This is a genomic window from Prosthecobacter sp. (genome assembly GCF_044378005.1).
Lineage (GTDB): Bacteria > Verrucomicrobiota > Verrucomicrobiia > Verrucomicrobiales > Verrucomicrobiaceae > Prosthecobacter.
Genome location: NZ_JBILYB010000084.1, coordinates 1 through 26,757, shown reverse-complemented (window position 1 = coordinate 26,757; position 26,757 = coordinate 1). Strand labels below are relative to the sequence as shown.

Genomic DNA, 26,757 nt, shown 5'->3' with positions numbered 1-26,757 from the left:
CCCGCGTGACCAACAAAGCCCTCACGATCATGGATTCCAAGACCGGCGGCATGGACAACAAGATCCGCGAGCGTCGCCAGGCTGGCGACAAGTCTCCCGAACTCGCCGCCCTGCTCAAAACAAAGACCAAGTCCTTCAAACTCGCCCTCAAGCCCACGGACTGGCACACGCTTCACATCACTGTCTCTGGCGACACCATGACCGTAAAGATCGACGGCCAGGACACCGGCACCTTTTCCAGCGAAGGCATCGCCCACCCAACCAAACGCATGATCACCCTCGCCGTGAACAATTCCGCCCAGGTGGATGACGTGAAGGCGTGGAGGCTACGCTAAACATGGGGTGTCATGTCCGACTACACGCTATCCAACATTGGAACGATTGGCTGCTTTGCTCTGCTTGTTGTCGGAGCCTTGCGACGTGGACGCTACGCTGAGCAGCTAGTGCCGATCGTATTCTGCATGCTCATCGTGGATGTCTGGGCAGTCGCCCCTTTGGATTTCAAAAACCGCGGGTGGTCCACGTGTTGGCTCTGGGCGCTGGCTCTAACACCGTATGTTCAGCTCGTTCGCTGGCTCGTTCAATTCATGCGCACCCAAAGCACACAGACAGACTCCAGATGATCTCATTCACCGCCAAAATCGCCTGCGCAGTTCTGCTCACGGCTTCCGCCTTGGCCCAGCCGCACCACGAAGTCGTGCCCGACTGGCCGAAACTTCCCGCAGGCCACACTCTCGGCCTCTGTGCTGGGATCGGTGTCGATGCGCAGAACCGTGTCTTCGTCTTCCACCGCAGTGGCAGGAAGTGGTCGAATCCCTTCCCCAAAGAGCCCATCGCCGAGCCAACGATCAGCGTCTTCGATGGGCCCACGGGCAGGCTGCTCGCCACCTGGGGTGAGAACCGCTTCATCATGCCCCACGGGCTGACCATCGATCACAAAGGCAACGTCTGGCTCACGGATGTGGGCCTGCATCAGGTCTTCAAATGCACGCCGGATGGCAAAGTGCTCCTCACACTCGGCGAGGCAGGCGTCTCAGGCTCCGATCACTCGCATTTCAATCTGCCCACCGACGTCGCGGTGCTGCGCGATGGCTCGTTCTATATCAGCGACGGCTACAAGAACACCCGCGTGATCAAGTTCGGTGCCGAGGGCCGGTTCGAGTTCGAGTGGGGTACGAAGGGCCAAGGCGATGGCGAGTTTAACCTGCCGCACGGGATCGCCATCGACTCACAGGGCCGCGTCATCGTCTGTGACCGCGAGAACGAACGCCTCCAGCTCTTCGATGCTCGCGGTGGCTTTCTCGCCGCCTGGAAAGGTCCGCACCTCGGCAAGCCCTACGGCCTGGCCACCGCACCTGACGATCATGTCTTCATCATCGATGGCGGATCACCCTCGCTGAAGCCCGAGCTGCGCGGCAAAGCCGTCGAGCTCGATGCCTCCGGCACCGTCATCGACACCTTCGGCTCCTTTGGCAAAGGCCACGGCCAGTTCCAACTCGGCCACGACATCGGCATCGGCCCTGATGGCGCGGTTTACATCGCCGAAGGCACGGGAGCGCGCGTGCAGAAGTTCGTGCGAGGGAACTGATTGGCGGTCTTCAGGGTTGCCGACGTTTGCTCGCGATCGTGCTTTGCGCAGACTCGCGCTCGATGCAGGGGCCGCTGAGGGAGAGCAAGCTCTCGGCCTCGGCCAGGGGGTGGCCGGTGTTGGCCCATTCATCAGCGGCGCGGGCGGCGAAGGCATCCCGCAGTGGTCCGGCGGGGAGCTGGAGGGCCATCGCACGCAGGTCAGCGACGCTCTTGGTCTTCACGGTCATGATGCCGCCGAGGGTGTCGGCGGACTTTTGCAGCTCCGGGCGGTCGGCATTAGCTAGGAGCCACTGGAAGGCTTCCTGCGGCTGATGATTGCCGAAAGCTCCGATCCATTCCTCGCTCAGCCGGCTCCGCTCGGCCTGGGAAGGGAGTGTGGCGACGGCCGCGAGCCCTGTCGTATGATCCACGCCATCACGGTGGCAGAGCTTGGAGAGCAGGTAGTCGCGCAGCCGCTGGGGCTCCACTGTCATGACGACGGCGAGGGCACCCTGCGGGTCCTTTGACATCCAACTGTCCCCGATCTGGACGAGCGCTTTTTCACGCAGGAAGACATCGTCCAACTGCACGGCCCAGGCGAGGTAGCGCAGTGGGTTGGCGCCGTCATTCAAGCCCAGCAGGATTTCGATGCCGGCCTCCTGGAGCACGCTGTCATCTTCCATGGCGGTGATGTATTGCCAGGCGGCGTCCGCGTCTGACTTTGTCCAGATGCCGAGGATGGCACGCAGGGCGCTCTCTTTGTGCTGGGGGGAAGAAATGCCGCGCATGGCGGCGAGCGCGCCCGCGTGATCCAGCACGGCCCAGCGCTCAAAGAGGTAGCGCATCAGCCGCCATCTCACGTCCGGGAAGGGATTCCTGAGAAGGCCGCGCAGCATCATGGGCAGCTCATAGAGGCGCATCTGCGAGATGGGGGAGATGGCCTCCGCCCAGTTCTCCGGTGTGAGCTGGGCAAGGCCGGCCTCTGAGGCGATTCGTGGCGGTGCTGTAGGCATGGCCGACGCGATCCGCGTGGCGGGCTCTTTTGAAGAGGACTGGGCGTCTGCGGGCGGCGCTGCCTGATCCGGCGAGGAGACGAACCAGAAGCCTGCGATGCCGCATAGCCCATGCAGCAGTGTTTGGCGGAGGGCTCTCATCGTGAGGCCTCCAGGCGGTAGATGCGGAGCAGCCGAGCGCGCTCCTCGCGGTCCATGAGTTGCGCGGCGGCGGGGCCCTGGAGCCAGGCCAGGGCGGCGGTGCGGTCGCTCTCCAGCCAGTAATCGGTGTGGTACTTGATATGCTTCTCGCGGACTGTTGGGTCCTGGATTTGCGCGTCCAACTCTAGGCCGCGAGCGGGATCGTTCCTGCCGGTCATGTGCGCGTAGCCCTGGAGGAGTTTGTCACGATTTGATGGATCGGTTGCAGTGGTGATCATCTTTTCGAGGGACTGTGGGTCGATCTCGGTGAGCCTCATGCCGAACATGTAGGCGGCGGAGATGGCATCCGGCGGCGTTGTGCCGTTGAGTTTGGCCAAAATGGCGGTGGTGTTGCGCCAGGAGCCCGCCTGATCGGCGAAGCCAACGAGGCCTTCCGCGAGGTAAGACCGGCCGTGGTCATCCAGTTTGGCAGCCAGGGCGAGCACACGCTCGGCGGGGAGGCGGGAGAGGCCGAAGGCGGAGTTCGTGAGCACGCCGACGGAGTTCAGGCGGTCGGGGGGCAGGGTCTCGATGAAGAGCAGCGTGGACTCTGCATCGTTCGTGCTCCAATCGCTGACCAAGCGCCACAGGAGCGTGTCCGAAGCCTGTCCACGTGGCAGGCCGAGGATGATGCGGGCGAGCACGTGGGGGTCCATGCGGCGGGCGTTTTGCACCAACTCCCGCGCCAGCCCGAGGCGCTGCTCATCCGTGAGGTCGGTGCCCTGGCGGAAGAAGCGCTCCGCCGCGCTGGTGTCGCCGCTTTGCATCTGCGCACGCACCCACTCCATGGAGGCGGTGGTGCTGGTGAAGGGAGGTGGCAGCGCTGCCAGTGGCGTGCCGCTGGGGATGGGCTCAGCGCGCCGGGCGGGGGCCTGGACCCTGACGGGCGTGCTGTCCCACTTTCCGGCGAAAACTCCGAGGATGAAACAGAGCGTGGTGGTGGTCAGGGTGCGATAGCAGGGCGTCATTTTGCCCAGCAGAACGCATGAGCCCCTCAAGAGCTTGGCGAAAAGCAGTTTTGAGCGGATGGGAGAACGAAACCACAACCTCCGTTTCCCAGCCATGAAGTCCATTCTTGCCTGCCTCATCCTATTTCTTGGTCTGCCCGCTTGCGCGGCGAGGCCCAATGTCATCCTCATCAACTGCGATGACCTCGGCTACGGCGACCTCGGTTGCTACGGCGCGAAGGACATCCGCACAGCCCAACTCGACCACATGGCGGCTGAGGGCACGCGCTTCACCGACTTCAGCGTCACCTCCGCGCTTTGCACACCATCGCGCGCAGCATTGATGACGGGCAAGTATCCCGGTCGTGTCGGATTGGCGACAGGTGTCTTGCGTCCAGATGCTCAAAACGGCCTCGCGAGCAGTGAGACGACCCTGGCGGAAGTTTTCAAAGCATCGGGACATGTCACGGGCTGCATCGGCAAATGGCATCTCGGTTTTGTCAAAGGCATGAGGCCGCTGGATCAGGGTTTCGACAGCTACTACGGCGTGCTGCACAACCTCGACCACTTCGAGACGGTCGTGTTTGAAAAGGAAGGCGGCATGCCGGTGCTGCGCGGTGATGTGGTCGAGAAACGACCTGCTGTTCCCGCCGAGATGACAGGACTCTACACGGCTGAGGCGCTGAAGTTCATCGAGGCGAATCGCGAGCGGCCCTTCTTCCTCTACCTCGGCCATGCGATGCCGCATCTACCCTTCGACGCATCGGCAAAGTTCAAAGGCAAGTCCCAGCGCGGTCTCTATGGCGATGTGGTCGAGGAACTCGACGACAGCACAGGCCAGATCCTCGACAAACTCCGCGCCCTCGGTCTCGCGAAGAAGACGCTCGTCATCTTCACCAGCGACAACGGCCCCGAGCGCAAAACGCCCGGCACCGCCGCGCCGCTCAGCGGCACGAAGCACACCGTCTATGAAGGCGGTCTGCGCGTGCCGTGCATCGCGTGGTGGCCGGGCAAAGTGCCTGCGAATCGTGCCTGTGCCGAGATGTTCAACACGCTGGATCTACTGCCCACCTTTGCCCGTCTCGTCGAAACGTCACCTCCATCGAATCTTGACGGCATTGACCAACTTGACCTCCTTCTTGACCCGCAGACCAAATCCCGCCGCACCACGCTCTACTCCCTCTACGGTCTCAAGGCGAAGCGCCTCGAGTCCATCCGCGAAGGTCGCTGGAAACTGCATCTGAGTCCACTGCCAAGGCTGTTTGATCTGGAGTCTGATCCTGCGGAGATGACGGATGTCTCTGCGAGCCAGCCTGAGGTTGTGCAAAGGCTCGATAAAATCGCGACGGAGTTGCGCACTAGCACGGGGGTTACCCGATGATCTCCACGGGACAATCTGGCAGGCTGGCCATGAAGGCGCGGCCGTAGGGCTTCGAGATGATGCGGGGATCGAGGATGGCGATGATGCCTTTGTCCTTCTGCGTGCGGATGAGGCGACCGACGCCCTGGCGCAGTTTGAGGATGGCTTCGGGGACGCTGTATTCGCTGAAGCTGTTCCGGCCCTGTTCTTCGAGGTGCTCCAAGCGGCTGGCGACGACGGGGTGGTCGGGCACGGCAAAGGGGAGTCGGGTGATGATGACGTTGCTCAGGGCTTCGCCGGGGACATCGACGCCGGTCCAGAAGCTGTCGGTGCCGAACAGGATGCTGTGCACGTCCTTTTTGAACTCGGCGAGCATCTGGTGGCGTGGCATGCCGCGACCTTGGGCGAGCAAGCGCCAGCCGTGGTCATCGCAGAAGTCCTCCAGCCGGTCCGCCATGGCGGTGAGCTGTGAGTAGCTGGTGAAGAGGACGAAAGCTCGGCCCTGGGAGATTTCGAGGAAGTGCTCGATCTTCTCCTGAAGCGCGTCGGCGTAGCTGGCTTCCTTCGGCTCGGGCATCTTCTTCACGAGGTAGAGCCGCATCTGCTTTTTAAAGTCAAAGGGGCTCTCGATGCAGGAGGCGCGGGCCTTTTGGGCACCGACTCGGTTGCGGAAGTAGTTGAGCTGCGTGTCATCGCCAATGCCGAGAGTGGCGCTGGTGAAGACGCAGGCTTTGCCGCCGGAGAAGAAGATCTCTTCGAGCTTCGGCGCTACGTCGATCGGGGCGCTGTGCAGGGAGAGATTGCGAGTGTCTCCGGTGCCGCGCTCGGCCCAATAGACATGGCCGTCTTCGGTTTGATCGAGGAAGGCGGAGAGGTCGGTGCGCAGCGCGGTGAGGCGTTTGGCGATGTCGTGCAGCTCGAGTTTCTGGCCTTCACTCTTCGCGGCATCGCCTGCTTTGATGGCGTAGTTGGCGACGCGTTGCAGCGGCAGGGCGAGCGTGTTTTCGGTGAGCCCGGCTTCGCGAATGCGGAACTCTTTGCCATACGGGCCACTGAATTTACAGCGGGCTTCGGCCTCGCGGAAGAACATCTCAGCGGCTCCAATGCTCTGCGTCACTTCGCGGATGGCATCGCTGTCGCCGACGCTCTGGAAGAAGCCTTTGCGTGTCTTCGGATTGTAGAGACGACCGAGTTCGAAGCGGACGCTGGATTCGTTCACATGGATGCCGAAGGCCTGCGCGGCGATGTTCTCGATGGTGTGGGCTTCGTCGATGATGACGAAGTCACGCGGGAAGATGAAGTTCGCGTCTTCGGTCAGGATTTCATCGGCGGAGGCGAGCAGGGTGAAGAAGAGCGTGTGGTTCAGCACGAGCACGTCCGCGGCGGCCATGCGGCGGCGGACATCCTGGTAAACGCAGCCGCTTCCTGGCGGGCAGCGCCGTGGAGTGCAGGCGTGCGGCTCACTGCGGATCATGGACCAAAGGCGCGCGCCGGGCGTGAAGTCCATCTCGCTCAGTGTGGCGGTGGGATTCTCGCGATGCCATTCCTCGATGAGCTGAAGCTCGGCGGCCTCGCTGCTGCTGAAGAGATCGCCAGTTTGCGAGAAGGCGTGCTTCAGGCGCGTGGGGCAGAGGTAGTTGTTCCGGCCTTTCAGCAGCTCGGCGTGGAAGTCCCCGACGATCTTTTTGACGATGGGGATGTCTTTGTGGATGAGCTGCTCCTGGAGATTGATCGTGTGGGTGCAGATGATGGCCTTCCGCTTGTGCTCGATGGCAAAGGTGGCGGCGGGGATGAGGTAGGCGAGTGATTTGCCGACGCCGGTGGCGGCTTCGCAAATGAGCGCGCGGTTCTTTTCCAAAGCATCTCCGACGAGCTGAGCCATCTGCTGCTGCTGCGGGCGGAACTCGAACTGCGGTGACTCGGCGAGCTTTCCATCCTGGGAAAAGGCCAGATGCATCCGGTCGGCGAGCGAGGGGCCGGTGGCGCCGGGAGTGGCTTCGAGGATGCTGATCATGGAGGGCTGTGGCTATGCCGATGGCAGCGCGCCTTGCAACGCATACTCCGTAGGATCATCGAGACCGGCGAGCATGAAGGCCTCACGCCGCTCCACGCAGGTGCCGCAGCGTCCGCAGTGGATGGGACCGCCTTTGTAGCAGCTCCAGGTGCGGGCGAAGTCGATGCCGAGGGCGTGGCCGAGTTTGGCGATGCCTGTTTTGTCCATGCTGATGAAGGGACGCAGCAGCTCGATTCGCGCGTAGGTGCCCTCGCGCATGGAGGCGGCCATGGCCTGCATAAAGGGCTCGCGACAGTCGGGATAGATGGCGTGGTCGCCCGCATGAGCGGCGATCACGAGCGCCTCAGCTTCCCGTGATTCGGCGATGCCGCAGGCGATGGCGAGCATGATGCCATTGCGGAAGGGCACCACGGTGCGCTTCATGTTTTCATCCGCGTAGTGCCCTTCGGGGATGTCGCCGCCGCTTTGCAGCAGGTCGGAGGCGAAGAGTTCGTTCACGAAAGGCAGCGCGACGACATCATGCCGGAGCCCGAACTGCTGGCAATGCCAGCGCGCCATGGCGATCTCGCTGGCGTTGTGTTTGGAGCCGTAATCGAAGCTCACCGCGCCCACGACCTCGTGCTCCTGCCGGGCCTGATAAAGGGCGACGGTGGAGTCCATGCCGCCGCTGAGGAGTACGAGCGTTTTCATGCGTGGTGCCTTATTTCTTTTCCCACTCGAGCCTGCCTTCGAAGTTCGGGAAGCGTGCCTCGCAGGTGAGCTGGATGCCGCCGCGCGGGGCGAAGCGACCACGGACGATGGCCTGCTTTGGCGCACAGGCTTTCACGAGGTCGTCGAGGATGCGGTTGACGATGGCTTCATTGAATGAGGCATGGTTGCGATAGCTGGCGAGGTAGAACTTCAGCGACTTCGTCTCCACGCAGAGCGTGTCCGGGACGTAGAGGATCTCGATGTGGGCGGCATCGGGCTGGCCGGTGACGGGGCAGAGCGAGCCGAAGTCTGGCTGGCTGAGATGGATGGTGTAGTTCCGGCCCGGCGTGCGGTTTGGGAAGGTCTCCAGCACCGCCTCATCAGGCGAGGGCGGCAGTTTGTGCTCGGAGCGGCCGAGGAGGGTGAGATCAAGTGGGGTGGAGGCGGACATGAGCGGCGCAGTATGGCTGGGATGCCGTGAGTCGCAACCGTGCTGGCACGACACGAGGCTTTCAAACGTTTGAAAACCACGGCAAGCTGGAGCAAATCATCTCACGCATGTCCAACCCGTCTTCCCAAGTCACCAGCCATCCACTACTTCGAGTGGTCGTGTATGGGGCGGCCATCGTGCTGGCGCTGCTGCATGTGTTCGTCACCTTTCGCGGCCTGAGCAGCGCCACGGGCATGGAGCAGGCTCAGCTAGCCCGTGAGGTGGCGCGTGGGCATGGTTACACGACGAAGGTGATCCGCCCCTATGCCTGGGCACGCATGGAGGCATCAGGCAAAACGGTGGCGCTTGAGGCCATGCCCGAGATCACGCAGCCGCCGTTGCAGCCGCTGATCCTAGCGCCGATTTTCAAGCTGTTGGAGCGGCATCAGCTCTTCGATCCGGCCAAAGGAGGTTCCATTTATCTGCTGGATCGCGTGATCGCATGCCTCGGTGTGACCTGCCTGCTGCTGACGCTGGTGTGGACTCATGGCGCTGCACGGAGACTCTTTGATGACACAGTGGCTGGATTTGCCGTGCTCAGTCTGCTCGTGTGCGAACCTCTCTGGCAGCTTGCAGTGAGCGGCAGTCCAGTCGCTCTATTGCTACCCCTGTTTGCACTGACTTTCCGATTCCTCGCGGCGGCACAGATCCGATTGCAGGACGGGCAGGGGATCATGCTCCAGGCATTGCTCATCGGGCTGCTGGCGGCGCTGATGCTGCTCACGCATTGGATGGCTCTGTGGCTGGTGGCAGGGCTGCTGGTGGCAGCGGCCTTTACCCTGCCGGGCAAACGGTTTGCCGTGGTGATCATGGCGGTGCTGCCCGTGGCTGCTTATGGAGCCTGGGGCTGGTGGTTGACGCGTGAGTGTGGAGATGCACTTGGCGGTGCGAAGACGCTGTTTCAATCCCATCTGCTCTCCATGGAGCCTTCGCTGCTCCAGCGTGAGTTCTCCATCACCACCCAGCCCGTGGCGGTGGATGACTTGCTGCGCAAAATCTCCGTGAACTGGCGTGATCAGCTCTCGCAGGGCTTTGCCCACCTCGGGCTGATCGTGCCAGCAGCAGCTTTCTTCGCAGCGCTGCTGCATCGCTTTCGCCGCCGTGAATCTGCACGCAGTTGTTACGCGCTGACCATCATGTTGGGTGCGGTCGCCCTGGGCATGGGGTTCCTGGGATTGCCGGACGAGACGGCGGATGATCAGGCGCTGTACATCGTGCTCGCACCGGCGATGAGCATCTTTGGCACGGCCATGCTCGCGGTTTTGTGGTCGCGGCTTCATAGCAGCAATGCGGTGAGTTTCTGGGCACGGCTGGGCTTCGGGGTCATCGCCGTGGCAGTCTCTGCGATCCCAATGGCCGCCGAGCTGCCTGCCCAGGTGAAAATGGGCCTCATGCTGCGAGGGCGTCTCTACCCGCATTGGCCGCCTTATGTGCCTGACCGCGTGTCTTATGTGCGCCGACTGACTGAGCCCAATGAGATGATCTTCTCCGATGCACCGTGGTTTGTGGCCTGGTATGCCGATGTCCGCTCTGTCTGGCTGCCGGTGCGGCGCAGTGATTTCGCTGCCATGACCGATAAGGCAGAGGCTCAGGGCACGTCCGTGGCCGGCATTGTGGTCACGCCGCTGAGTTCGAAGGTGAATCATCTCCACGAGGCCTTCTCCGGCCCCTACCGAGAGTGGCCCGACCTCATCTTCCGCGGCCCGATGCTCGCGCTGGACCGCGAGTTTCTTCCCTATCCCGACTTTAAATTCATCATCCCTCTGCCCCTCATGGTGCAGAACATCGGGGCCAGGGAGAATCTCAGCATGCAGATGACTTTCTATACCGACAAGGTCCGCACGCCGAAGAACTAGGCTGCGCGACCACATTGAGTCTTGGCAGCCGCCGTCGCAGCGCTCATGCTCACGTCATCATGTCCGATTCTGTCAAAATCATCACTCCCGAGTCCGCCCCTGCCCAGGCCAAAACCGCGCCATCACCTGAGGCTGTTTATTCCAATGTCAGCCGCATCTTCGCCACGCCGAATGAGGTCGTGCTCGACTTCGCGCTGAACCTGAATGCCTTCGGCCCCATGATCGAGGAGGAAGCCCGCATCGTCAGCCGCGTGGTCAGTTCTTATGATGGCGCGAAGCGCCTTTGGCTGCACCTCACTCAGACGCTCCAAGCCTACGAGCAAAAGTACGGCGTCATCGAGCTCGATGTCACGAAGCGTGTGAAGTCCTGAGTTCGCCACGTTTTCCCAAGCCTTCAAATCACCACCGCCATGACCACCCGCCGCAGCTTTCTCCAAAACGCCTCCCTCCTCGCCGGATCACTCGCCACCACGGGCCTCACGACCGCCAGTGCCGCTGAAACCCGCGCCAACAAGCTCTGCTTCTTCACCAAGCACCTCCAGGGCCTGAGCTTCGATGACATCGCCAGTCTCGCCGTGGAAATGGGCGTCGATGGTGTCGAGTCGCCCATCCGTCCGAAGGGTCACATCGAGCCCGAGAAGGTCGTGGATGAGCTGCCCAAGTATGTCGAAGCGCTCAAGAAGCAGAACCTGGAGCTCACCATCATGACCTCCGGCATCAACGAAGTCAGCGCCGAGCAAAACACCGAAGTTGTGCTGCGCACCGCCGCCAAACTCGGCGTGAAGCGCTTCCGCATGAACTACTACAAGTATGACCTCGAAAAGCCCATCTGGGCCCAGCTTCAGGAGGTCAAACCGAAGCTCAAAGACCTCATCCAGCTTTGTAGCGAGGTCGGCATCCAGCCGCTCTTCCAGAACCACAGCGGCAAGGACTACTTCGGCGCTCCGATTTGGGACATCTACAGCCTCATGCAGGACTACACCCCGCAGCAGTTCTCCTTCTGCTACGACATCTTCCACGCCACCGTGGAAGGCGGACTTCAGTGGCCTCTCAGCGCCGCTTTGACCTCCGATCGCTGGGGAGCGATCTACTTCAAAGACTTCAAATGGGAAGGCCGCAAAGCCGAAGGCTGCCCGCTCGGCCAAGGCCAGGTGAACCCCGACTTCGCCAAGCTGCTGAAGAAGAACAACTACACCGGCCCCATCTCCCTCCACGTCGAGTATCTCAAAGGCGACCCCAAGGACCCCGCCGTGCTCAAAGAGTTCCGCGAGGCCCACCTGCGCGACTTCAAAGTGCTCAAAGACTGGATGGGCTGGGCGTGATGCCTTGACCCGCTGAAGATTCCGCATGAGGCGTGTTTCCACACGTCTCATGCATTACTTCATCACCGGCACCGACACCGACGCAGGCAAAACCTACGTCACCTGCCTCCTCATCGAAGCCCTCCGCCGCGCCGGACACGATGCTGTCGGCTACAAACCCTTCGCCTGCGGTGATCGGCGTGATCCACTCGCCATCCAACAGGCCAGCGGTGGTGTTTTGAGTGTCGAAGAAATCAACCCCGTCTTCCTCAAAGTCCCCGCCTCACCCTACGCCGCCGCGTTGCTGGAAAACCGAGCCGTCGATGTCGAAGCAGGCCGCCAGGGCTTCCACGCCCTCGTTGCACGGCACAGCCACGTCCTCGTCGAAGGCGCAGGCGGCTGGGAAGTCCCGCTCGCGGGCAAACAGACCATGGCCGACTTCGCCGCCGAGCTTGGGCTGCCTATCATCGTCGTCGTGAACAATCGACTCGGCTGCCTGAATCACACCCTGCTGACCGTGCGGAACATCCAGCAGCGCGGCCTCACCTGCGCCGGCGTCATCCTCAACTACGCCCACGACGAACGTGATGCCGCCAGCATCTCCAACCGCATGGTCCTCATGAACTTCCTCGACGTCCCCGTCCTCGCCGAAATCATGCACGGCGAGACGGAGATCGACTGGCCTGAGGGGTTGGCCTTGGAAGGACTTTGAAAGTCGTCAACGGGTGGGGGGTGAATTTCAACTCGCTGACGTCGAGACGGAATCTCGCTTTACGGCGGAAGACGGCTTGTGATTCCTCGTTTGGCAAAGCGATGAAACTCGTCGCCCTGATTTCCCTGCTCGTCATTACCCTCCCTGCCGCCGAAGCGCCCTTCACTTTGCCGGGCATGAAGCACGATGTCGAGTTTGCCAAGGCAGGTGATGTCTCGCTGACGCTGGATGCTTTTGTGCCGGAGGGGGAGGGGCCGTTCGCGACGTGCATCCTGGTGCATGGCGGTGGGTTCACGAAGGGGGACAAGCAGACCTTCATCACGCCGATCTTTGAGCCGCTGGCCAAGGCGGGCTTTGCGTGGTTTACGATCAATTATCGGCTCGCTCCGCAGCATCAGTGGCCGGCGTGCTCGGATGACGTGGCCTCGGCGATCAAGTGGGTGAAGGCTCATGCGGCGGAATACAAAGTCGATGTGAATCGCATCGCGCTCATTGGCGAGTCGGCGGGCGGCTATCTGGTGTCGGCGGCGGGCGTGACTGGCAAAGGTGAGACGCGTGTGGCCGCCGTGGTGCCGTTTTATGCACCGCATAATCTGGTGACGCATGTGCGACGCCGGAACGAGCTGCGCGGACTGGCGGGGCTCATCGGTCGCGACACGCTGGATGAGGAGACGTGGACCAAGCTGGCCATCATGTCTCCCTTCCATCAAATGCGGGCTGGATTGCCGCCCTTTCTGCTCATTCACGGCGATGCGGACACGACGGTGGACTATGACCAGAGCATGGAGTTCCAGGCCAAGATGAAAGCGGCGGGCAATGCCTGTGAGACGATCACCATCCCTGGCGGCGGCCATGGCATGGGCGGCTGGGCGAAGCTGAACTCGGACTACGCGGCGCAGATGATCGCCTGGCTGAAGAAGACGCTGAAGTAGCGCAGGACACTCCTGAGTCGTGTCGTATGCAGGACACGCCATGAAAAACCTCATCATTTCCCTCTGTCTTGCCGTTCCTGGATTTGCTCAGGATGCTCTCAAGACATCGCTTGTCTTCCATGCGTCGTTCGACAGCAGCCTGTATGCAGATTTCAGCAAGGGAGATAAGACCTGCTACAGCAAGAAGGGCGTGCCTTGCGTGCCGAATGACGATGTGAAGCTCGAGGCGACAGGCGGGAAGTTCGGCGGTTGCTTGCATTACCCGAAGAAGGGGGTGACTCGCCCGCAGTTCAGCGGTGTGAACATGCTCGGCTACAATGCTCAGAGCTGGAGCGCCACGGTCTCGATCTGGCTGAAGCTCACGCCGGACGAGGATCTGGAGCCCGGCTACTGCGACCCTGTACAAATCACGGGTGATGACACGAAGAAGGGCTACATCTTCCTCGAATTCTCCAAGGACGAAACACCGCGCTTCTTCCGTTACGCCGTGCGTCCGCTCTTCCACATTTGGAATCCGACGAACGTCCAGTGGGCGGACATCCCGTTTGAAAAGCGACCCATGGTGCAGGTCGCGAAGCCGCCCTTCAGCTGCGATACCTGGACGCACGTGGCCTTCACTCTCTCGAACGTGAATAGCAAGGTCGCCAAGCCCAGCGGCAGCCTTTACCTGAATGGGGCAAAGCAGGGCAGCATCGAGAACTGGGATCTGAGCTTCGGCTGGGACCCGGCCAGTGTGGCGCTGGTGCTCGGAGCCTCGTATGTGGGACATCAGGATGATCTGGCCGTATTTGACCGTGCTCTTTCGGATGCCGAGATCAAGCAGGTGTTTCAGCTCCCAGGTGGAGTGGGTGGTCTGCGGTGACTTGGATGCCTCAAAATGGGGCACTGGCTATTTTGTTTGTCTAACATTGTGAGGTTGCGCAGGTCTTGATACTGAGGCTGTTTCAGGCTCCAAAAATGACAAATGGCCCAGCCCAAGCAGAGTCCGACATTCTTGACGAAGTGAGCCGGTCCGGACCTGAGCTTATTCTCGCCACGAAACCCTATGCTGTGGACAGCACTCTGCGGAGCTGGTGGGCCATCCTTTCCACGACAGTGCTGCTCGTGACGGTGGTCGTGGGCACGCTGTTCGCGCCGCATTGGGCGCTGAGGTTGGGATGCAGTGTGCTCTCCGGGCTGCTGCTGCTGCGCTTGTTTGTGATTTATCATGATCAGCAGCACCACGCGATCCTGCCGAAGTCGAAGGCGGCGGAGTGGTTTATGCGTGGGTTTGGCATCCTCTCGCTGAGCCCGAGCAGCATCTGGCGTGCCTCGCACAATCATCACCACAATCACAATTCGAAGATCAAGGGATCTCACATCGGCTCCTTCCCGATCATGACGCGGGAGCATTTTGAAAAGGCGCGGAAGTCAGCGCGCTGGTTGTATCTTTTCATGCGGCACCCGCTGACGATCCTGCTGGGCTACCTGACGATCTTCCTGCACGGCATGTGCCTGCGGCCGTTTGTGTCGAAGCCCCGCGAGCATTGGGACTGCCTGATCGCTGTGGTGCTTCATTTCGGCATCGCGGCCTGGCTGCTGACGACCTTTGGCTGGCAGGCCTGGCTGATCACGCAGGTGATCCCGCATTTCATCGCGAGCGCGATCGGCTCCTATCTTTTCTATGCGCAGCACAATTTTCCGAGCGTGTCGTTCTATGACAAGTCGGGCTGGACCTATGACCGCGCGGCTTTGGAATCCTCCAGCTATCTGAAAACGGGGCCACTGATGGCGTGGTTCACGGCGAACATCGGCTATCACCACATTCATCATCTGAATGCGCGCATCCCCTTCTATCGCCTGCCCGAGGTGCTGGCGGCCATCCCGGAGCTGCGGAACCCGAAGGTTACGTCGCTGAACCCAGTGGAAATCTACCGCTGCCTGCGCCTGAAGGTGTGGGACGCAAAGCAGCAGAAGATGGTGGCGCTGGATGGTTCGGCGAAGTGAGTCTCTGGCGAGAGAACTTCTTGCCAAAAACCCCAGACAGCGTCGTATGATGGCTCCCCTGCCATTTTATGACTCTGCGTCTTCTTTTCTCCCTGCCGCTTCTAGGCTCACTCGCGCTGGCTTCGCAGCCGAAATCCACGGCTGATCTGCCTGATCCGAACCCGGAGGTGCAGAAGGCTGGCTTCGTGGTACCGGAGGGGATCGAGATCTCTCTCTGGGCACAGGAGCCGATGATCGCGAAGCCGGTACAGATGAACTGGGACGCGCAGGGCAGGCTCTGGGTGGTGAGCAGCACGACGTATCCGCAGATCAAGCCGGGCGATGGCACGAAGGATCAGGTCATCGTGCTGGAAGACACGGACAAAGACGGCAAGGCGGACAAATCGACGGTGTTTGCCGAGAATCTGCACATCCCAACGGCGGTGATCCCTGCGGATGGCGGCGCGTATGTGGCGAACTCGACGGAGGTGCTTTTCCTCAAGGACACGAACGGCGATCTGAAGGCCGACGAACGCACCATCGTGCTCAGCGGCTTCGGCACGGAGGACACGCATCATTTGCTGCACACGATGCGACACACACCGGAAGGACTGCTGTCGTTTTTGCAGTCGATCTACATTCACAGCCATATCGAGACACCGCATGGCGTGCGTCGCCTGATGGGCGGTGGCGTGTGGGAGTTCCGTCCCGAGACACGGCGGCTGGAGATCGTGAGCAAAGGCCTCGTCAATCCCTGGGGCTATGAATTTGACCGCTGGGGCCAGTCTTTTGCCACCGATGGCGCGGGCGGCGAGGGCCTGAACCCAATCTTCCTCGGCAGCGTTTATCTCACCTCGCCAGGAGCGAAGCGCATTCTGCACGGACTCAGCCCCGGCCAACCGAAGCAGTGCGGTTTGGAATACATCGACGATCCACATTGGCCCGCCGACTGGCAGGGCACGTGGGTGACGAATGACTTCCGTGGCAACCGCACGAATCGCTTCCGCGTGACGCCGAACGGCAGCAGCTACCTCGCGAAGCAGGAGCCCGATGTTCTCGCCTCCAACCACCGCGCTTTCCGTCCCATCGACATCCGCACAGGCCCGGATGGCGCGCTTTACATCGCCGATTGGTACAACCCCATCATTCAGCACGGCGAGGTCGATTTCCGCGACCCGCGTCGTGACCAAGTGCATGGCCGCATCTGGCGTCTGACGGCGAAAGGTCGCCCGCTGAGCGAGATGCCGAAGATCGTCGGCACGCCCGTACCCGAGCTGCTGGAGATGCTGAAGGCGGATCGCAAATGGACGCGTCATTTTGCCAAACAAGAACTGCGTGCCCGCGGTGCCGATCAGGTGCTGCCCGCACTGAAAACCTGGGTCGAAGGTCTCGACAAAGCGGACAAGAACTACTGGCACAATCTTCTCGAAGCAGCCTGGGTGCGCGAGTGCGTGAACAAGTTCTCCGCGAAGCTCTGGCGTGAACTCGCCGCGAGCCCTGAAGCCCCGGCGCGTGCAGCGGCGTATCGACTGCTGACACATCGCTGGCGCGAGCTGCCAGACGCGATGGACGTGCTGGCAAAAGGCATCGCCGATGAGAACGCGCAGGTGCGCCTTTGGGCTCTGGGCGTGCTTTCTGAAGTGCGTCAGCCGAAGTCCTTCGAAGTGGCGCTGCGCGCGCTCGACAAGCCGATGGATGAGTCGCTCGACTTCCTGTTGGAACTGATCGCCCGCGAGCAGACGGATGTGTGGCTGCCTTTGGTTTTGAAGGGTGATTTGAAGCTGAACGACAATCCGAAGCACCTCGTCTATGCGATGAAAGCCACGGGTCGCAGTGAAGCGCTGAAGCCGCTGCTGGCTTCCTTTAAAGCAGGCAAGCTCGCCGCTGATGACGCCGCTGCCGTGCTCGCCATGGCGGGAGACGCTGGTGATGCCGCGCAGGTGCTGGAGATCAGCCAGATGGTGAATGATCCGGCGATGAGCGCGCAGGTTGTGGGCTTGATGGATGCACTGGTGAAGGCGGGCATGACTCGCGGTGTGAAGCCGGAAGGTGCGCAGGCACTCGTGCAGGCTTGGCTGGCGAGTCCGAAGGCGGAGATCGTGCATCGCGCCACGCTTTTGGCTGGCGCTTGGAAGATCGAGCCTGCTCGTGCGACGCTGGAAACAATCCTGATGGCTGCGGATACACAGGCAGCGATCCGCGATGGCGCGGTGCAGGGCTTGGCGAAGCTCGGCGGGGTGAAGTCACGCGACTTCTTCGACAAAGTCTTCCGTGAAAAGGCCGAGCTGCGAGGCCTTGCCGTGCAAGGCCTGACCGACACGGGACCGCAGATGGCAGCGATGCGCGCGGTGGAGTTCCTCGCCACGGCGAAGACCACGGCAGAGGCGGCACCGATCCTCACGGCCTTCTTGAAAAACAAGCAACTGCCCGCTGTGCTGGCGAAGGAGCTGGGCGGCAAGAAGATCCCTGATTTCATCGCGGTGGAAGGCATCCGCATGGTGTCCACACGCGGCATCAAAGGACCTCTCGAAGACGCACTACGCGCCGCCGGTGGCGTGAAGCAGATGAACCAAACTCTCACGCCAGAACAGATGACGGCAATGGTCGAGAAGGTGAAGGCGCAGGGTGATCCAGCGCGCGGTGAGTCCGTGTATCGCCGCCAGATGCTGCTTTGCCAGAGCTGCCATGCTATCGGCGATGCGGGCGGCGTGCTCGGGCCGAACCTCGTAAGCATCGGCGGCAGTGCGCCGGTGGATTACCTCATCGAGAGTCTGCTGGAGCCATCGAAGAAAATTAAGGAGGGCTACCACATGATCATCATCTCCACGAAGGACGGCAAAGTCTTCGCCGGCGGCCTCGTGCAGGATGGTGGGGATGAAGTCATCATCCGCGATCCAGCGAACCAGCTCCAGAAGATCCCGAAGGCGCAGATCGCGAACCGCCAGATGAGCCCAGCGAGCATGATGCCCGCCGGTTTGACGGCGAGCCTGCGGGAGGACGAGTTCGTCGATCTCGTGCGCTTCTTGTCCGAGCTGGGCCGCGAAGGTGCCTACAAGATCAAACCGAATCGCTACATCCGCACCTGGAAGGTCATGGGCACGATGGACAAGGAGGTCATCGACCACGTCCGCCACGTCGGCCTTCATGCCTTGCACGAAAAGGACGGCAAATACCCCTGGGAACTGCGCCTTTCCCAAGTCAGCGGTGACCTGCCTCTGAGCGAGGTCTTGGAGGCGAAAATGTATCCTTGGTTTCCGAAGATCGCCCAATTCAGCCTCAAGATGGAGGCCGCTGGCAAGGTGAAGCTCGGCCTGAGTGCCGTGAAGGCCGTGAACGTGGTCGTCGGTGACAAATCCCTGCCCGAAGTGACACCCGAACTGACTTTGGACCTGCCCGCCGGAATCACTCCGATCAGCCTAGTCATCGGTCGTGAAGCTGCGGACATGAGCCAGCTCCGCGTGGAGATCCTGGACGGCGCAGCGCAGGCGGTGACGCAGTAATCGCCGCGCCCAAACTTCCAGAGCGCTCATTTCTGGAGTTACCCATGCCATGAAAGTTGGTCTTGTACGTCATTTCAAGGTATCGGAGCCGATGCCGAGGGGTTGGATGACTTCGGATGATCTCCAGGCGTGGCGGATGCGATATGATGCGGCGGCGGTTTGTCCCACTCCGGTGACACTGGAGTGGGAGTGCTGGGCGCGATGCTACGCGAGTGACCTTTCCCGTGCTCACACGACAGCGCAGACGCTGTATTCGGGGGAGATTCTGCCATTAGCAGAGCTGCGAGAGGCCGAGTTCGCCCCCTTCCGTACCGGGCGGCTGAGGCTGCCGGTCTTGGTGTGGCATTGGCTGCTGCGGCTGGCCTGGATGACGGGTCATTCGTCGCAGAGTCAGCTTCGGGATGATTTTCTGGGTCGGGTGAGGGCGGCGGCAGATCTTATTGAGGGCCATGAGGAGGATCTTTTGATCGTATCCCACGCGGGAATGATGTTTTATCTGCGGAAAGAGCTGCTGAGACGAGGGTTTTGCGGGCCAAAATTCGGCCTGGCTGACAATGCGCGGCTTTATGTTTTTGAGCGGAAGTGAACCCAAACGGGCCTTCAATGTGCCACTTTCATGCCCCAAAGCTCCTAGGGGACGGTATTTACCATGTATTTAAATTGACGGTACGAGGGCAAACTTGGTATTCTCAACACAAAATCCAGTATTAGGTCCAAACGCACAAGCCGTAACTCACGATCTCCAACCCTTCCATGAAAGCGAAACTTCTCTCCTCCGCCCGTCGGCTCCGTGTGTCAATCCAGCATGGCTTCTCCCTGGTCGAGGTCGTTCTAGCCGTTGGCATCATGGGGCTGGGCGTGGTGACCATCCTCGGTCTGCTGCCTCATGGGTTGGAAATGTCCCGCCGCACTGCCAATGAGCAGGCACAGACGCGCATTGTGGACCAGATTGTGGGTGAACTTCAGGCTTCTGACTGGTCCACGATGGGCGGCATCGTCGGATCTGGTTCGGGAGAGCTGGTGTATCAGTTTGATGATCAGGGGCTGCGCACTACACAGTCACAATATACAACTTATGTGGCCAGGGTGCAGTTGGCCGAGCAAACGGAAGTTACCAATGGTGCCATCCTGCCCTCAAACAAAGGGAGTACCCGCAATAAGAATCTGCGCCGCGTGAGCATCGATGTGGCGGCAGTGCAGAGTGTGAACTTTAATTTCGATAATCCACCGCCTGCGGCGCAGGTGAAGCGCTTCACCAGCCTTATAGCCAAAATGCGTCCGTGAATCGTGAGATGTGAGTTGCTGAACTTTCCAACCTTTGAAAAATATGAAGCTGAAACTTCGAGCGATGGTGTCCCAGACTGCTCTGGGAATGCTTGTCTTGACCTTGACTGGAGGCGGAATGCTGATGGTGGGGCCGACGATGGCTCAGAGCACGGTCAATGGCTCTTGGAATACGAATGGCAATGGTTCCTGGGGTTCTTTGACCAACTGGTCCTACAGCCAGTCCGTGAGACCTGCGGTGATCACTGCGTCGCTCAATCCAGCGCCCGTGATCACGGTGGTGCGTACGAATGACAAGATCACGGCGATCAATCTGGTGTCAGGTGGCTCGGGCTACACCACCCCGCCTTCGGTGATCATTCCTGATCCGGGGGCCAATGGCTATCCAGCTCGTGCCATTGCGAACATCAGTGGTGGGGCCATCACGAGCTTCACGATTCTCGATCAAGGCGCGGGTTACTCATCCACGCCGTCAGTGCAGATCACACGTGAGGTTTCCGGGATGGTCGCAACGGATGCTGGATCTGGCTATACCAGCGTGCCTGAAATCGTCTTCAATGGCGGCGGAGCTTACACTTCCCCCCCGACAGTGACTTTTCGCGGTGGCTTGGGCAGTGGGGCCACGGCCACGGCGACGGTGACGAATACCAGCGGTTCGAACCGCGTGACGGCCATTAATATTACCAATGGGGGCAGCGGATACTCCTCCACGACTCCCCCAACCATTGCCTTCGTCAGTTCGGTATCGGGATCTGGTGCTGCTGCGACGGCGACGATCAATGCCAATGGAGAACTTACGGGCATCACAATCACGAATCAGGGCTCCAACTACAACATAGCCAATCCTCCGACGGTGATCATTGTGAGCCCTTCACCCACGAATGTCGCTACAGGGACAGTGTTCGAGCAGGATGGCAGAGTTGTTGGAGTGGAGATCAATAATCCAGGCACAGGTTACACTGCTGCTCCCAAGGCCATCTTCTCAGGCGGGGGTGTCGTTGCGACAGGAGCCACCTATGCTGATGTGACGGTGGACGCTGGAGGCGTGAGTGAGGTGACAATATCGGTGCCGCCGGGTGTGCCGCCGGGGGGAGCCTCGGGAGCGGCGGCCTCAGCCACGCTGTCTTCTGCGGGAGCGATTGCGTCGATCAATCTGCTAAGCTCTGGTCAGGGTTATACTTCGGAGCCTACGGTGGTCATAGGAGCTCCAGTGCTCAGGACTGCCACGGCAAGTTCCGAGCGGACGGGCAATCTCGTCACTCAGGTGAACGTGCTGAATGCAGGATCGGGCTACATCGCGGGGCCTACGGTGACTTTTGGCACGGTCGGATGGCAGGGATACACGTCGGCCCCGCGCGTGAGATTTGTCAGCAATGGGGTGACTGGAGCGGTGGCTTCGGCTACCCGAAATGCCACGACCGGGGTTATCACGGCCCTTGCCATCCAGGATGGCGGTGGTGGTTACACTGTGGCTCCCTCCGTTTCCATTGTAGGTGGAAATGGCACTGGAGCCGTTGCGACGGCGACTGTTTCAGGTGGGGCGGTGACGGCTGTCAATGTGACCAATGGTGGTTCAGGTTATGGCGTGGCCCCGACACTGATCTTTTCTGGAGGTGGTGGCTCTGGGGCTGCCGGTACGGTGAACATCAATGCAACTGGCCGGGTAACATCCATCACGGTCAATGCTGGAGGGAGTGGCTACACCTCCGCACCCAGCATCCAGATCCTCCCTGGAAATGTCAGCAATCCGGCCACTGCGACGGCGACGATTGCCACGAGCGGCACCAATGCCGGGCGGGTGACCGGTCTGACGCTTACCAGTGGTGGTTCGGGCTACACCAGTGTTCCGCAGGTGGTCTTCACCTCCAATGGGGTGACTTATGGAACAGCGACTGCCACGGTGGCTGCTGGCAGGCTTTCCACCCTCACGCTCAACTATCCTGGCAGCGGTTATACCGTAACTCCGACCCTGAACTTCTCAGGTGGGATCGCCAGCGGGGGCGCTCATGCGACAGCGACAGCGACGGTGAATTCGGGCAAGATCCGGGATAATCTGGTGATCAACACCAGAGGCGGTGCTGATCCGGCAGCGGCAACTGCTGTTCTCGCTCCCAACGGCTCCATTGAATCGGTCACGGTGACGAGCAGTGGCAATGGTTATGTTTCTGATCCGACGGTGGCGATCGCCGCTCCCACGGGCGTTTCCACCCCTGTGGCTCTGGGGCCAGGAGGCGTGGGATCATATGTGCAGTTCAATCGCGACATCACGGGCAATCGAACGATCACCATGGAGGCCGCACGCACAGTGGGCACGCTGTCGATCGGGGACACAGGCGGTGAAGATTACATTTTCAACACCGGCACCGGCGGTATTGAAAACACGCTCACCTTCAGCATGGGAGAGATTGGCGCTGGCAAGTCATTCCTCAACAAGCTGCAAGGAGACCAGGATGTGATCAATGCGCCGATTACTCTGATGGATCAGCTGAATCTCCGTGTGAATGCCGGGCGTTTGACGGCGACCGGAGGGTTTACAGGACCAGGTTCACTGATCACCGACGGCAATGGAGTGCTCACCATCACAGGGCAGGCGCCCACAGGTAATCTGGTGGATTTGTGGCTCCAAAATCGTGGATTTAATAACGCCGGTGCCCAGATCGAACTGGGGGCTTTCGGCGGCCCTTCATTTGAGAACGTTCTGCTCGGAAACGCCAGTGCAGGCACGGGCGGCCATGCTGTGTTGCAGTTGTTGTTTGATCGCGGTGCTGGTCTGACAGACCGCACGCCGTTTCTCGATCAGATCAGTGACACCGGCACCATCACGGTGGATGCCGTGACGAACCGCTGGGGCTATTTCAAGCTCATGGGCGGCAATGAAACGATCGGTAATATCATTGATGTCGGCAATGCTCTGGTGCTGGAAAACATGGAAGGCGAGACCGTGAACACGAACTCCGTGCTGACACTGGGTGGTAACAACTTGGACTCCTATATTGGCGGATTCATCCGCAACCGGTCTGGAGGCAGCGGCGTGGGCACGATCGGCATCACCAAAAATGGCACTGGCAACCTGACGCTTCTGGGCGGGAACATCACCTACTCGGGTCTGACGACGCTGAATGAGGGGTTCCTGCGCCTGATCAACACGACCGGTTGGGCCAGCCGCATCGTGGCAGCCACAGGAACGGAAATCGACCTGGAGACGACAAGCGGTGTCACGGTCAATTTCGACGATGACTTGATCGGCGATGCCCAGTTCCGAAAGAATGGCATCGGTGCGTTGAATTTTAGCAGTGGCAGACTGGCCTTGGATAACCTCTTCATGACAGCGGGCACCACGAACTTCCGCTCTGGTGCGGCCTCTCTCAGAGGCGGGACGAATAGTATTGATGGGACTTTCACTATCCTGGGTGATGGAGGGCTGAATAAGGTGGTGTCCATCAATGCCTCCCTGTCCATCGGTGCTCTTGAAGCGGAGGGTAGATTCGGCCAGGCGGGTGCCACCTTTGACATTCAGGGGGAGCAGCTCAACTCCTCCAACATCGGCTATTCCAGCGAAGGGGTGCTGGAGTCCACGGGTTCTGCCAGCTTCACGAACATGCTGGTCAGGTTGAATACACGGGTTCTGGCTGCGGATCGCACGGTTCAGAACACGGCGACGAATTCGAATTTCATTACCCTTACGGATGCCAATAACCTCGTCTTGGGTTCCATCCTCACCCTCAGGATTGGCACATCAGGGGATGCGACGAAGAAGGTTGCACCGGACACAAAAATCGTCGCGGTGAACTTGGTGACTCGAACCGTGGAATTGAGCAAGCCGACCACCCTCGCAGCAGGCACGTTGATCACCTTCACCTACACGAGTCAGACCGATGGTGCCATCCGTGGTGAATCGCTCAATTTCGCGGACGTGGTGCATGACGGACGCAAATTTATCGCTGTCACGGAGAAGGGGACCATCCACACCTCGCTCAATGGCACGATCTGGGACCTGGTGTACAGCGATCCGGCGGAAGTGCCCTATTTCAGTCTCGCATGGACGGGAGATCGCCTCGTCGTGGTCGGAGAGCTGGGACGCGTGCTGACTTCGACGGATGGCGGTGACACATGGACGCTGCAGAGCAGTTCGGTGGTGAGTCCGCTGCGTGCCATCACCTCGACCACCGTGTCCTTCACCGGGAATCTCACTGCGGGCTCTAACACGGTCAGCAATGTATCCAATGGACTGACTTTCCTGCCAGGCATGCCAGTGATCGGAAATGCCACACCGCCCGATGGTCAGTTCGTTTCAGCCACGGTGGCATCCAACACGATCATTTTGGATTCTCCCGCCCTGGTGACTGCTACGAATGTGGACTTTGGCTACTTCAGAGGAAACGTCACGGCAAACAGCACCACGGTGTCCAGTGTCCGCACCTCGCAGACTCTCGCCACGGGCTTCCAGATTACGGGTACGGGAATTCCAATCAACACCACCATTCAAAGCACGGATGGCCCGAACAACCGCATCACTCTGAGTCAGGTGGCCAGCGCGAGTCTGGCTGGTGTGGACTTGTTCACGCTGACCGGGAATACCGTCGTTGGCTCGGACCAGATCACTGCGGTCTCCAACACAGCAGGCTTGGTTGTGGGCATGGTGCTGAAAGGCAATGGTCTCCCGGCTGGAGTCCGCATCACAGCCATCAATCCAGGAGCGGCTACATTGACACTGTCCGAGCCTGTTCCTGCAACGCGCACGGCAGTGCCGCTGAGTGTCTTCACGGGTCGTGTGGTCAGAGAGTCTGCGGTGGTGGAGGATGTGACCAATATCGGTGCCTATACCGCAGGCATGGCGGCATTTGGTCGGCTGCTTCCAGCCGGTACGGTTGTCCAGTCCAGCACGGCAACCACCGTGACGCTTTCTCAGCAGGCATCCGCGACAGGCACGGGTGTGGCCATGACCGTGGCGAAAACATTGATGACGCGGACGGGGACTTTCACAGCCAGCAGTTCCAGCGTCACAGGCGTGTCGAATGTGACGGGACTGGTGGCTGGGATGCCGATCTCCGCCCCTGGAGTGCTCGCAGCAGGCACGATTATTCAGAGCGTCGGTGCTGACACACTGACATTGAACAAGCCGGCACTCACCAGTCCCGCCGGGCAGGCTTTCCAGGCTGGGTTTGACCTCGTGACCGTGGGGGATGACGGACTCATCCTCGCTTCGGCGGGCGGAGGCAGTGATACCTGGGTGGGGCTGACGTCATCCACATCAGTCGATCTGAATGCCATCGCATGGAACGGCACCAAGCTGGTCGCTGTGGGCAAACTCGGCAGGATACTTCACTCGGACACCGGGCTCGTGTGGACGCGCATCACACCACCACTTTCGGACCTGCCCAATGTGATCGTCGGCACCAACACAGCGGGGGCAGCCAGGGAAATCATCCTGAACAATCCCGCCAGTGTCACCTCTACGAACACCAGCTTTGGGGCTTTAAAAGGGAACACCACTTCCGGCAGCACGACCGTCACCAACGTCACGGGTATGTATTCTTTCCGGGTCGGGCTGCAACTTTTCTCCACCAGCGGTCTGCAGGCGGGGACAACGGTCCGTACCGTCAATGAGGCTGGCAGTTCCATGGTCATGTCAGCTCCTGCCACGGCCACGATCAGTCAGGCTCCGCTGCAAACACTCACTGGCGTTTCGGTCAATGGCTCCAGGGACATCACCGAGGTGACTGACTTCAAAGGCTTGATGGTGGGCATGCTCCTGCATGGCACCGCCCTTGCCGCGCCCACGCTCATCACAGACATCAGCCCTGAAAATAGACGGATCACCCTGGCAAATCCGGCCAACCAGAGCATCAGGGCTGGATTTGGTGTCATGACGGGTGATCTCGTGAATGGTAGTGCGTCGGTGTCAAACATCAGAGTGCTGGGCAGCATCCAGCCCCTGACTGGAGCCGTCGCTCATCTGACAGCAGGCCGCAGTGTCGCGGCCTATCCCAACAGGATCGGCAGCGGGGTGACCATTTCATCCTATAGTCCGACGGCGAACACCCTCACCCTTTCTTCGGCGGCCATTGGTTCTGGCTATGTGCCGCTCTACACCTTTACCGGATCGACCACCAATGGCTCCAATCTCATCACCGGAGTAGCGGCGGGTGACTTCGCGGGCCTGTCAATCGGCCAGTCCATCTACGTTTCAGGCTCGCAGAACCCGGTCAGCACCTTCAGCACCCTGATCATCACGGGTCTGAATAGCACCAGCGGCCAGATAACCCTCTCTTCCGCCCCTTCACTGAACCTGAGTTCAGGTGCCACAGTCGTGGCTCTTGGTGTGTTCACAGGCTTGGTTTCATCGGGTCAGACAGTGGTCCAGAACATCAGCAACCGCCTGGGAGAACTGCCCCCTATCCTCAATCAGTCTGATTTGCAGGAAGTGTTGTGGACGGGCACCCAATACATCGCTGTCGGCGGTTATGGAGCCATCACGACATCGCCCGATGGCGTCGCCTGGACTTCGAGAGATTCGGCCACGGGGCGCGACCTCTACACGATTGGGATTTCGGGAGCCCAGTTCCTGGCTGCCGGCGAAGACGGCTTGATCCTGAAATCCACCAATGGCACCGCTTGGTCGGTGGCACGCGCGGCGGACAGTTACATCATCAAAGATGTGCGGCATTTGGAGGCCATTCAGACGGTCATCGCGGCTTCAGGCAAGACCCTGGCGCTGGGCAATGGCGGTCTCGCCTCGGCGGATGGGAACACTTGGTCCACTTCCACTTCGGACAATTTCAGTGGCACGAAGTCTTCCGTGATCATCGGAGGCCGCGTGGGACAGGCGGGGATTCTGAATCTCAACAATGAAGTCACCACATCTGCTACGACGGACCCCGCTAATGGCACCCTGGCCAACCGGAACAATATCAACCGCATCGATGATGCTGCGACGCTCGAAT

The 26,757-nt window shown here is 60.5% G+C and carries 18 protein-coding genes and 1 pseudogene; 14 read left to right on the top strand and 5 right to left on the bottom strand.

The features are described 5' to 3' along the window. Both AC6FTP_RS16040 and AC6FTP_RS16035 read left to right on the top strand, forming a co-directional pair. Positions 1–335 (top strand): annotated as a pseudogene (locus tag AC6FTP_RS16040) (family 16 glycoside hydrolase); the annotation flags it as partial. A gap of 284 nt (positions 336–619) precedes the next feature. Continuing rightward, the gene (locus AC6FTP_RS16035; protein WP_497207926.1) at positions 620–1,588 is read left to right on the top strand and encodes a peptidyl-alpha-hydroxyglycine alpha-amidating lyase family protein; all 969 of its coding nucleotides are present in this window, start codon (positions 620–622) and stop codon (positions 1,586–1,588) included. 10 nt (positions 1,589–1,598) lie between these two features. On the opposite strand, the gene AC6FTP_RS16030 is transcribed toward AC6FTP_RS16035, so the two are convergent. Together AC6FTP_RS16030 and AC6FTP_RS16025 are read right to left on the bottom strand one after the other, a co-directional pair. Next, positions 1,599–2,723 carry a hypothetical protein gene (locus AC6FTP_RS16030; RefSeq protein WP_497207925.1) on the bottom strand — a complete coding sequence of 375 codons (1,125 nt, stop codon included), beginning with the start codon at positions 2,721–2,723 and terminating at the stop codon, positions 1,599–1,601. Then, positions 2,720–3,730: a hypothetical protein gene (locus AC6FTP_RS16025; protein WP_497207924.1), complete on the bottom strand. Its 1,011-nt coding sequence runs from the start codon at positions 3,728–3,730 to the stop codon at positions 2,720–2,722. Before AC6FTP_RS16025 ends, AC6FTP_RS16030 begins: the two co-directional genes overlap by 4 nt. Before the next feature lie 94 nt (positions 3,731–3,824). Here AC6FTP_RS16025 and AC6FTP_RS16020 point away from each other — a divergent pair, with 94 nt between their 5' ends. Further along, positions 3,825–5,090, top strand: coding sequence for a sulfatase family protein (locus AC6FTP_RS16020; protein WP_497207923.1), 1,266 nt, complete (start codon positions 3,825–3,827; stop codon positions 5,088–5,090). On the opposite strand, the gene AC6FTP_RS16015 is transcribed toward AC6FTP_RS16020, so the two are convergent. From AC6FTP_RS16015 to queF, 3 genes are read right to left on the bottom strand one after another with little or no spacing between them, the layout of a single operon-like run. Further along, on the bottom strand, positions 5,080–7,083 hold the full coding sequence (locus AC6FTP_RS16015; protein WP_497207922.1) for an ATP-dependent DNA helicase: 2,004 nt from the start codon (positions 7,081–7,083) through the stop codon (positions 5,080–5,082). The genes AC6FTP_RS16020 and AC6FTP_RS16015 overlap by 11 nt on opposite strands. Before the next feature lie 12 nt (positions 7,084–7,095). Beyond that, a complete protein-coding gene (gene queC / locus AC6FTP_RS16010) occupies positions 7,096–7,773 on the bottom strand; it encodes a 7-cyano-7-deazaguanine synthase QueC (RefSeq protein ID WP_497207921.1) in 678 nt (225 codons plus the stop codon). A gap of 10 nt (positions 7,774–7,783) precedes the next feature. Beyond that, positions 7,784–8,224 carry a preQ(1) synthase gene (queF, locus tag AC6FTP_RS16005; RefSeq protein ID WP_497207920.1) on the bottom strand — a complete coding sequence of 147 codons (441 nt, stop codon included), beginning with the start codon at positions 8,222–8,224 and terminating at the stop codon, positions 7,784–7,786. 26 nt (positions 8,225–8,250) lie between these two features. Between queF and AC6FTP_RS16000 the strand changes: the two genes are divergently transcribed. The 11 genes from AC6FTP_RS16000 to AC6FTP_RS15950 form a co-directional block, all read left to right on the top strand. Next, positions 8,251–10,119, top strand: coding sequence for a hypothetical protein (locus tag AC6FTP_RS16000; RefSeq protein WP_497207919.1), 1,869 nt, complete (start codon positions 8,251–8,253; stop codon positions 10,117–10,119). A 59-nt stretch (positions 10,120–10,178) separates the two neighbouring features. Continuing rightward, positions 10,179–10,490, top strand: a complete 312-nt coding sequence (locus AC6FTP_RS15995) for a DUF3467 domain-containing protein (protein WP_497207918.1) — start codon at positions 10,179–10,181, stop codon at positions 10,488–10,490. A gap of 39 nt (positions 10,491–10,529) precedes the next feature. Further along, on the top strand, positions 10,530–11,441 hold the full coding sequence (locus AC6FTP_RS15990) for a sugar phosphate isomerase/epimerase family protein (RefSeq protein ID WP_497207917.1): 912 nt from the start codon (positions 10,530–10,532) through the stop codon (positions 11,439–11,441). A gap of 49 nt (positions 11,442–11,490) precedes the next feature. After that, positions 11,491–12,132, top strand: a complete 642-nt coding sequence (gene bioD / locus AC6FTP_RS15985) for a dethiobiotin synthase (protein ID WP_497207916.1) — start codon at positions 11,491–11,493, stop codon at positions 12,130–12,132. 101 nt (positions 12,133–12,233) lie between these two features. Next, the gene (locus AC6FTP_RS15980) at positions 12,234–13,064 is read left to right on the top strand and encodes an alpha/beta fold hydrolase (protein WP_497207915.1); all 831 of its coding nucleotides are present in this window, start codon (positions 12,234–12,236) and stop codon (positions 13,062–13,064) included. Between the two features lie 40 nt (positions 13,065–13,104). After that, positions 13,105–13,926: a LamG-like jellyroll fold domain-containing protein gene (locus tag AC6FTP_RS15975; RefSeq protein WP_497207914.1), complete on the top strand. Its 822-nt coding sequence runs from the start codon at positions 13,105–13,107 to the stop codon at positions 13,924–13,926. A gap of 140 nt (positions 13,927–14,066) precedes the next feature. Continuing rightward, positions 14,067–15,050 (top strand): fatty acid desaturase family protein, encoded by a 984-nt coding sequence (locus tag AC6FTP_RS15970; RefSeq protein ID WP_497207913.1) that lies wholly within the window; start codon positions 14,067–14,069, stop codon positions 15,048–15,050. A gap of 68 nt (positions 15,051–15,118) precedes the next feature. Beyond that, positions 15,119–18,529 (top strand): PVC-type heme-binding CxxCH protein, encoded by a 3,411-nt coding sequence (locus AC6FTP_RS15965; protein WP_497207912.1) that lies wholly within the window; start codon positions 15,119–15,121, stop codon positions 18,527–18,529. Between the two features lie 49 nt (positions 18,530–18,578). Beyond that, positions 18,579–19,115 (top strand): histidine phosphatase family protein, encoded by a 537-nt coding sequence (locus AC6FTP_RS15960; protein WP_497207911.1) that lies wholly within the window; start codon positions 18,579–18,581, stop codon positions 19,113–19,115. A 167-nt stretch (positions 19,116–19,282) separates the two neighbouring features. Next, complete coding sequence (gene vccB, locus AC6FTP_RS15955; RefSeq protein ID WP_497207910.1) at positions 19,283–19,813, top strand: Verru_Chthon cassette protein B; 531 nt, start codon at positions 19,283–19,285, stop codon at positions 19,811–19,813. A gap of 97 nt (positions 19,814–19,910) precedes the next feature. Next, on the top strand, positions 19,911–26,757 hold a 6,847-nt coding region (locus AC6FTP_RS15950; RefSeq protein ID WP_497207909.1), incomplete at its 3' end, for a hypothetical protein.

Excerpts from the sequence above, each read along its gene's own strand:
- queC (WP_497207921.1), bottom strand. The coding sequence starts at position 7,773 with ATGAAAACGCTCGTACTCCTCAGCGGCGGCATGGACTCCACCGTCGCC.
- AC6FTP_RS16025 (WP_497207924.1), bottom strand. The coding sequence starts at position 3,730 with ATGACGCCCTGCTATCGCACCCTGACCACCACCACGCTCTGTTTCATC.
- vccB (WP_497207910.1), top strand. The coding sequence starts at position 19,283 with ATGAAAGCGAAACTTCTCTCCTCCGCCCGTCGGCTCCGTGTGTCAATC.
- AC6FTP_RS16015 (WP_497207922.1), bottom strand. The coding sequence starts at position 7,083 with ATGATCAGCATCCTCGAAGCCACTCCCGGCGCCACCGGCCCCTCGCTC.
- AC6FTP_RS15960 (WP_497207911.1), top strand. The coding sequence starts at position 18,579 with ATGAAAGTTGGTCTTGTACGTCATTTCAAGGTATCGGAGCCGATGCCG.
- AC6FTP_RS15990 (WP_497207917.1), top strand. The coding sequence starts at position 10,530 with ATGACCACCCGCCGCAGCTTTCTCCAAAACGCCTCCCTCCTCGCCGGA.
- AC6FTP_RS15975 (WP_497207914.1), top strand. The coding sequence starts at position 13,105 with ATGAAAAACCTCATCATTTCCCTCTGTCTTGCCGTTCCTGGATTTGCT.
- queF (WP_497207920.1), bottom strand. The coding sequence starts at position 8,224 with ATGTCCGCCTCCACCCCACTTGATCTCACCCTCCTCGGCCGCTCCGAG.
- AC6FTP_RS15995 (WP_497207918.1), top strand. The coding sequence starts at position 10,179 with ATGTCCGATTCTGTCAAAATCATCACTCCCGAGTCCGCCCCTGCCCAG.
- AC6FTP_RS16030 (WP_497207925.1), bottom strand. The coding sequence starts at position 2,723 with ATGAGAGCCCTCCGCCAAACACTGCTGCATGGGCTATGCGGCATCGCA.
- AC6FTP_RS15965 (WP_497207912.1), top strand. The coding sequence starts at position 15,119 with ATGACTCTGCGTCTTCTTTTCTCCCTGCCGCTTCTAGGCTCACTCGCG.
- AC6FTP_RS15980 (WP_497207915.1), top strand. The coding sequence starts at position 12,234 with ATGAAACTCGTCGCCCTGATTTCCCTGCTCGTCATTACCCTCCCTGCC.
- AC6FTP_RS16035 (WP_497207926.1), top strand. The coding sequence starts at position 620 with ATGATCTCATTCACCGCCAAAATCGCCTGCGCAGTTCTGCTCACGGCT.
- AC6FTP_RS16020 (WP_497207923.1), top strand. The coding sequence starts at position 3,825 with ATGAAGTCCATTCTTGCCTGCCTCATCCTATTTCTTGGTCTGCCCGCT.
- bioD (WP_497207916.1), top strand. The coding sequence starts at position 11,491 with ATGCATTACTTCATCACCGGCACCGACACCGACGCAGGCAAAACCTAC.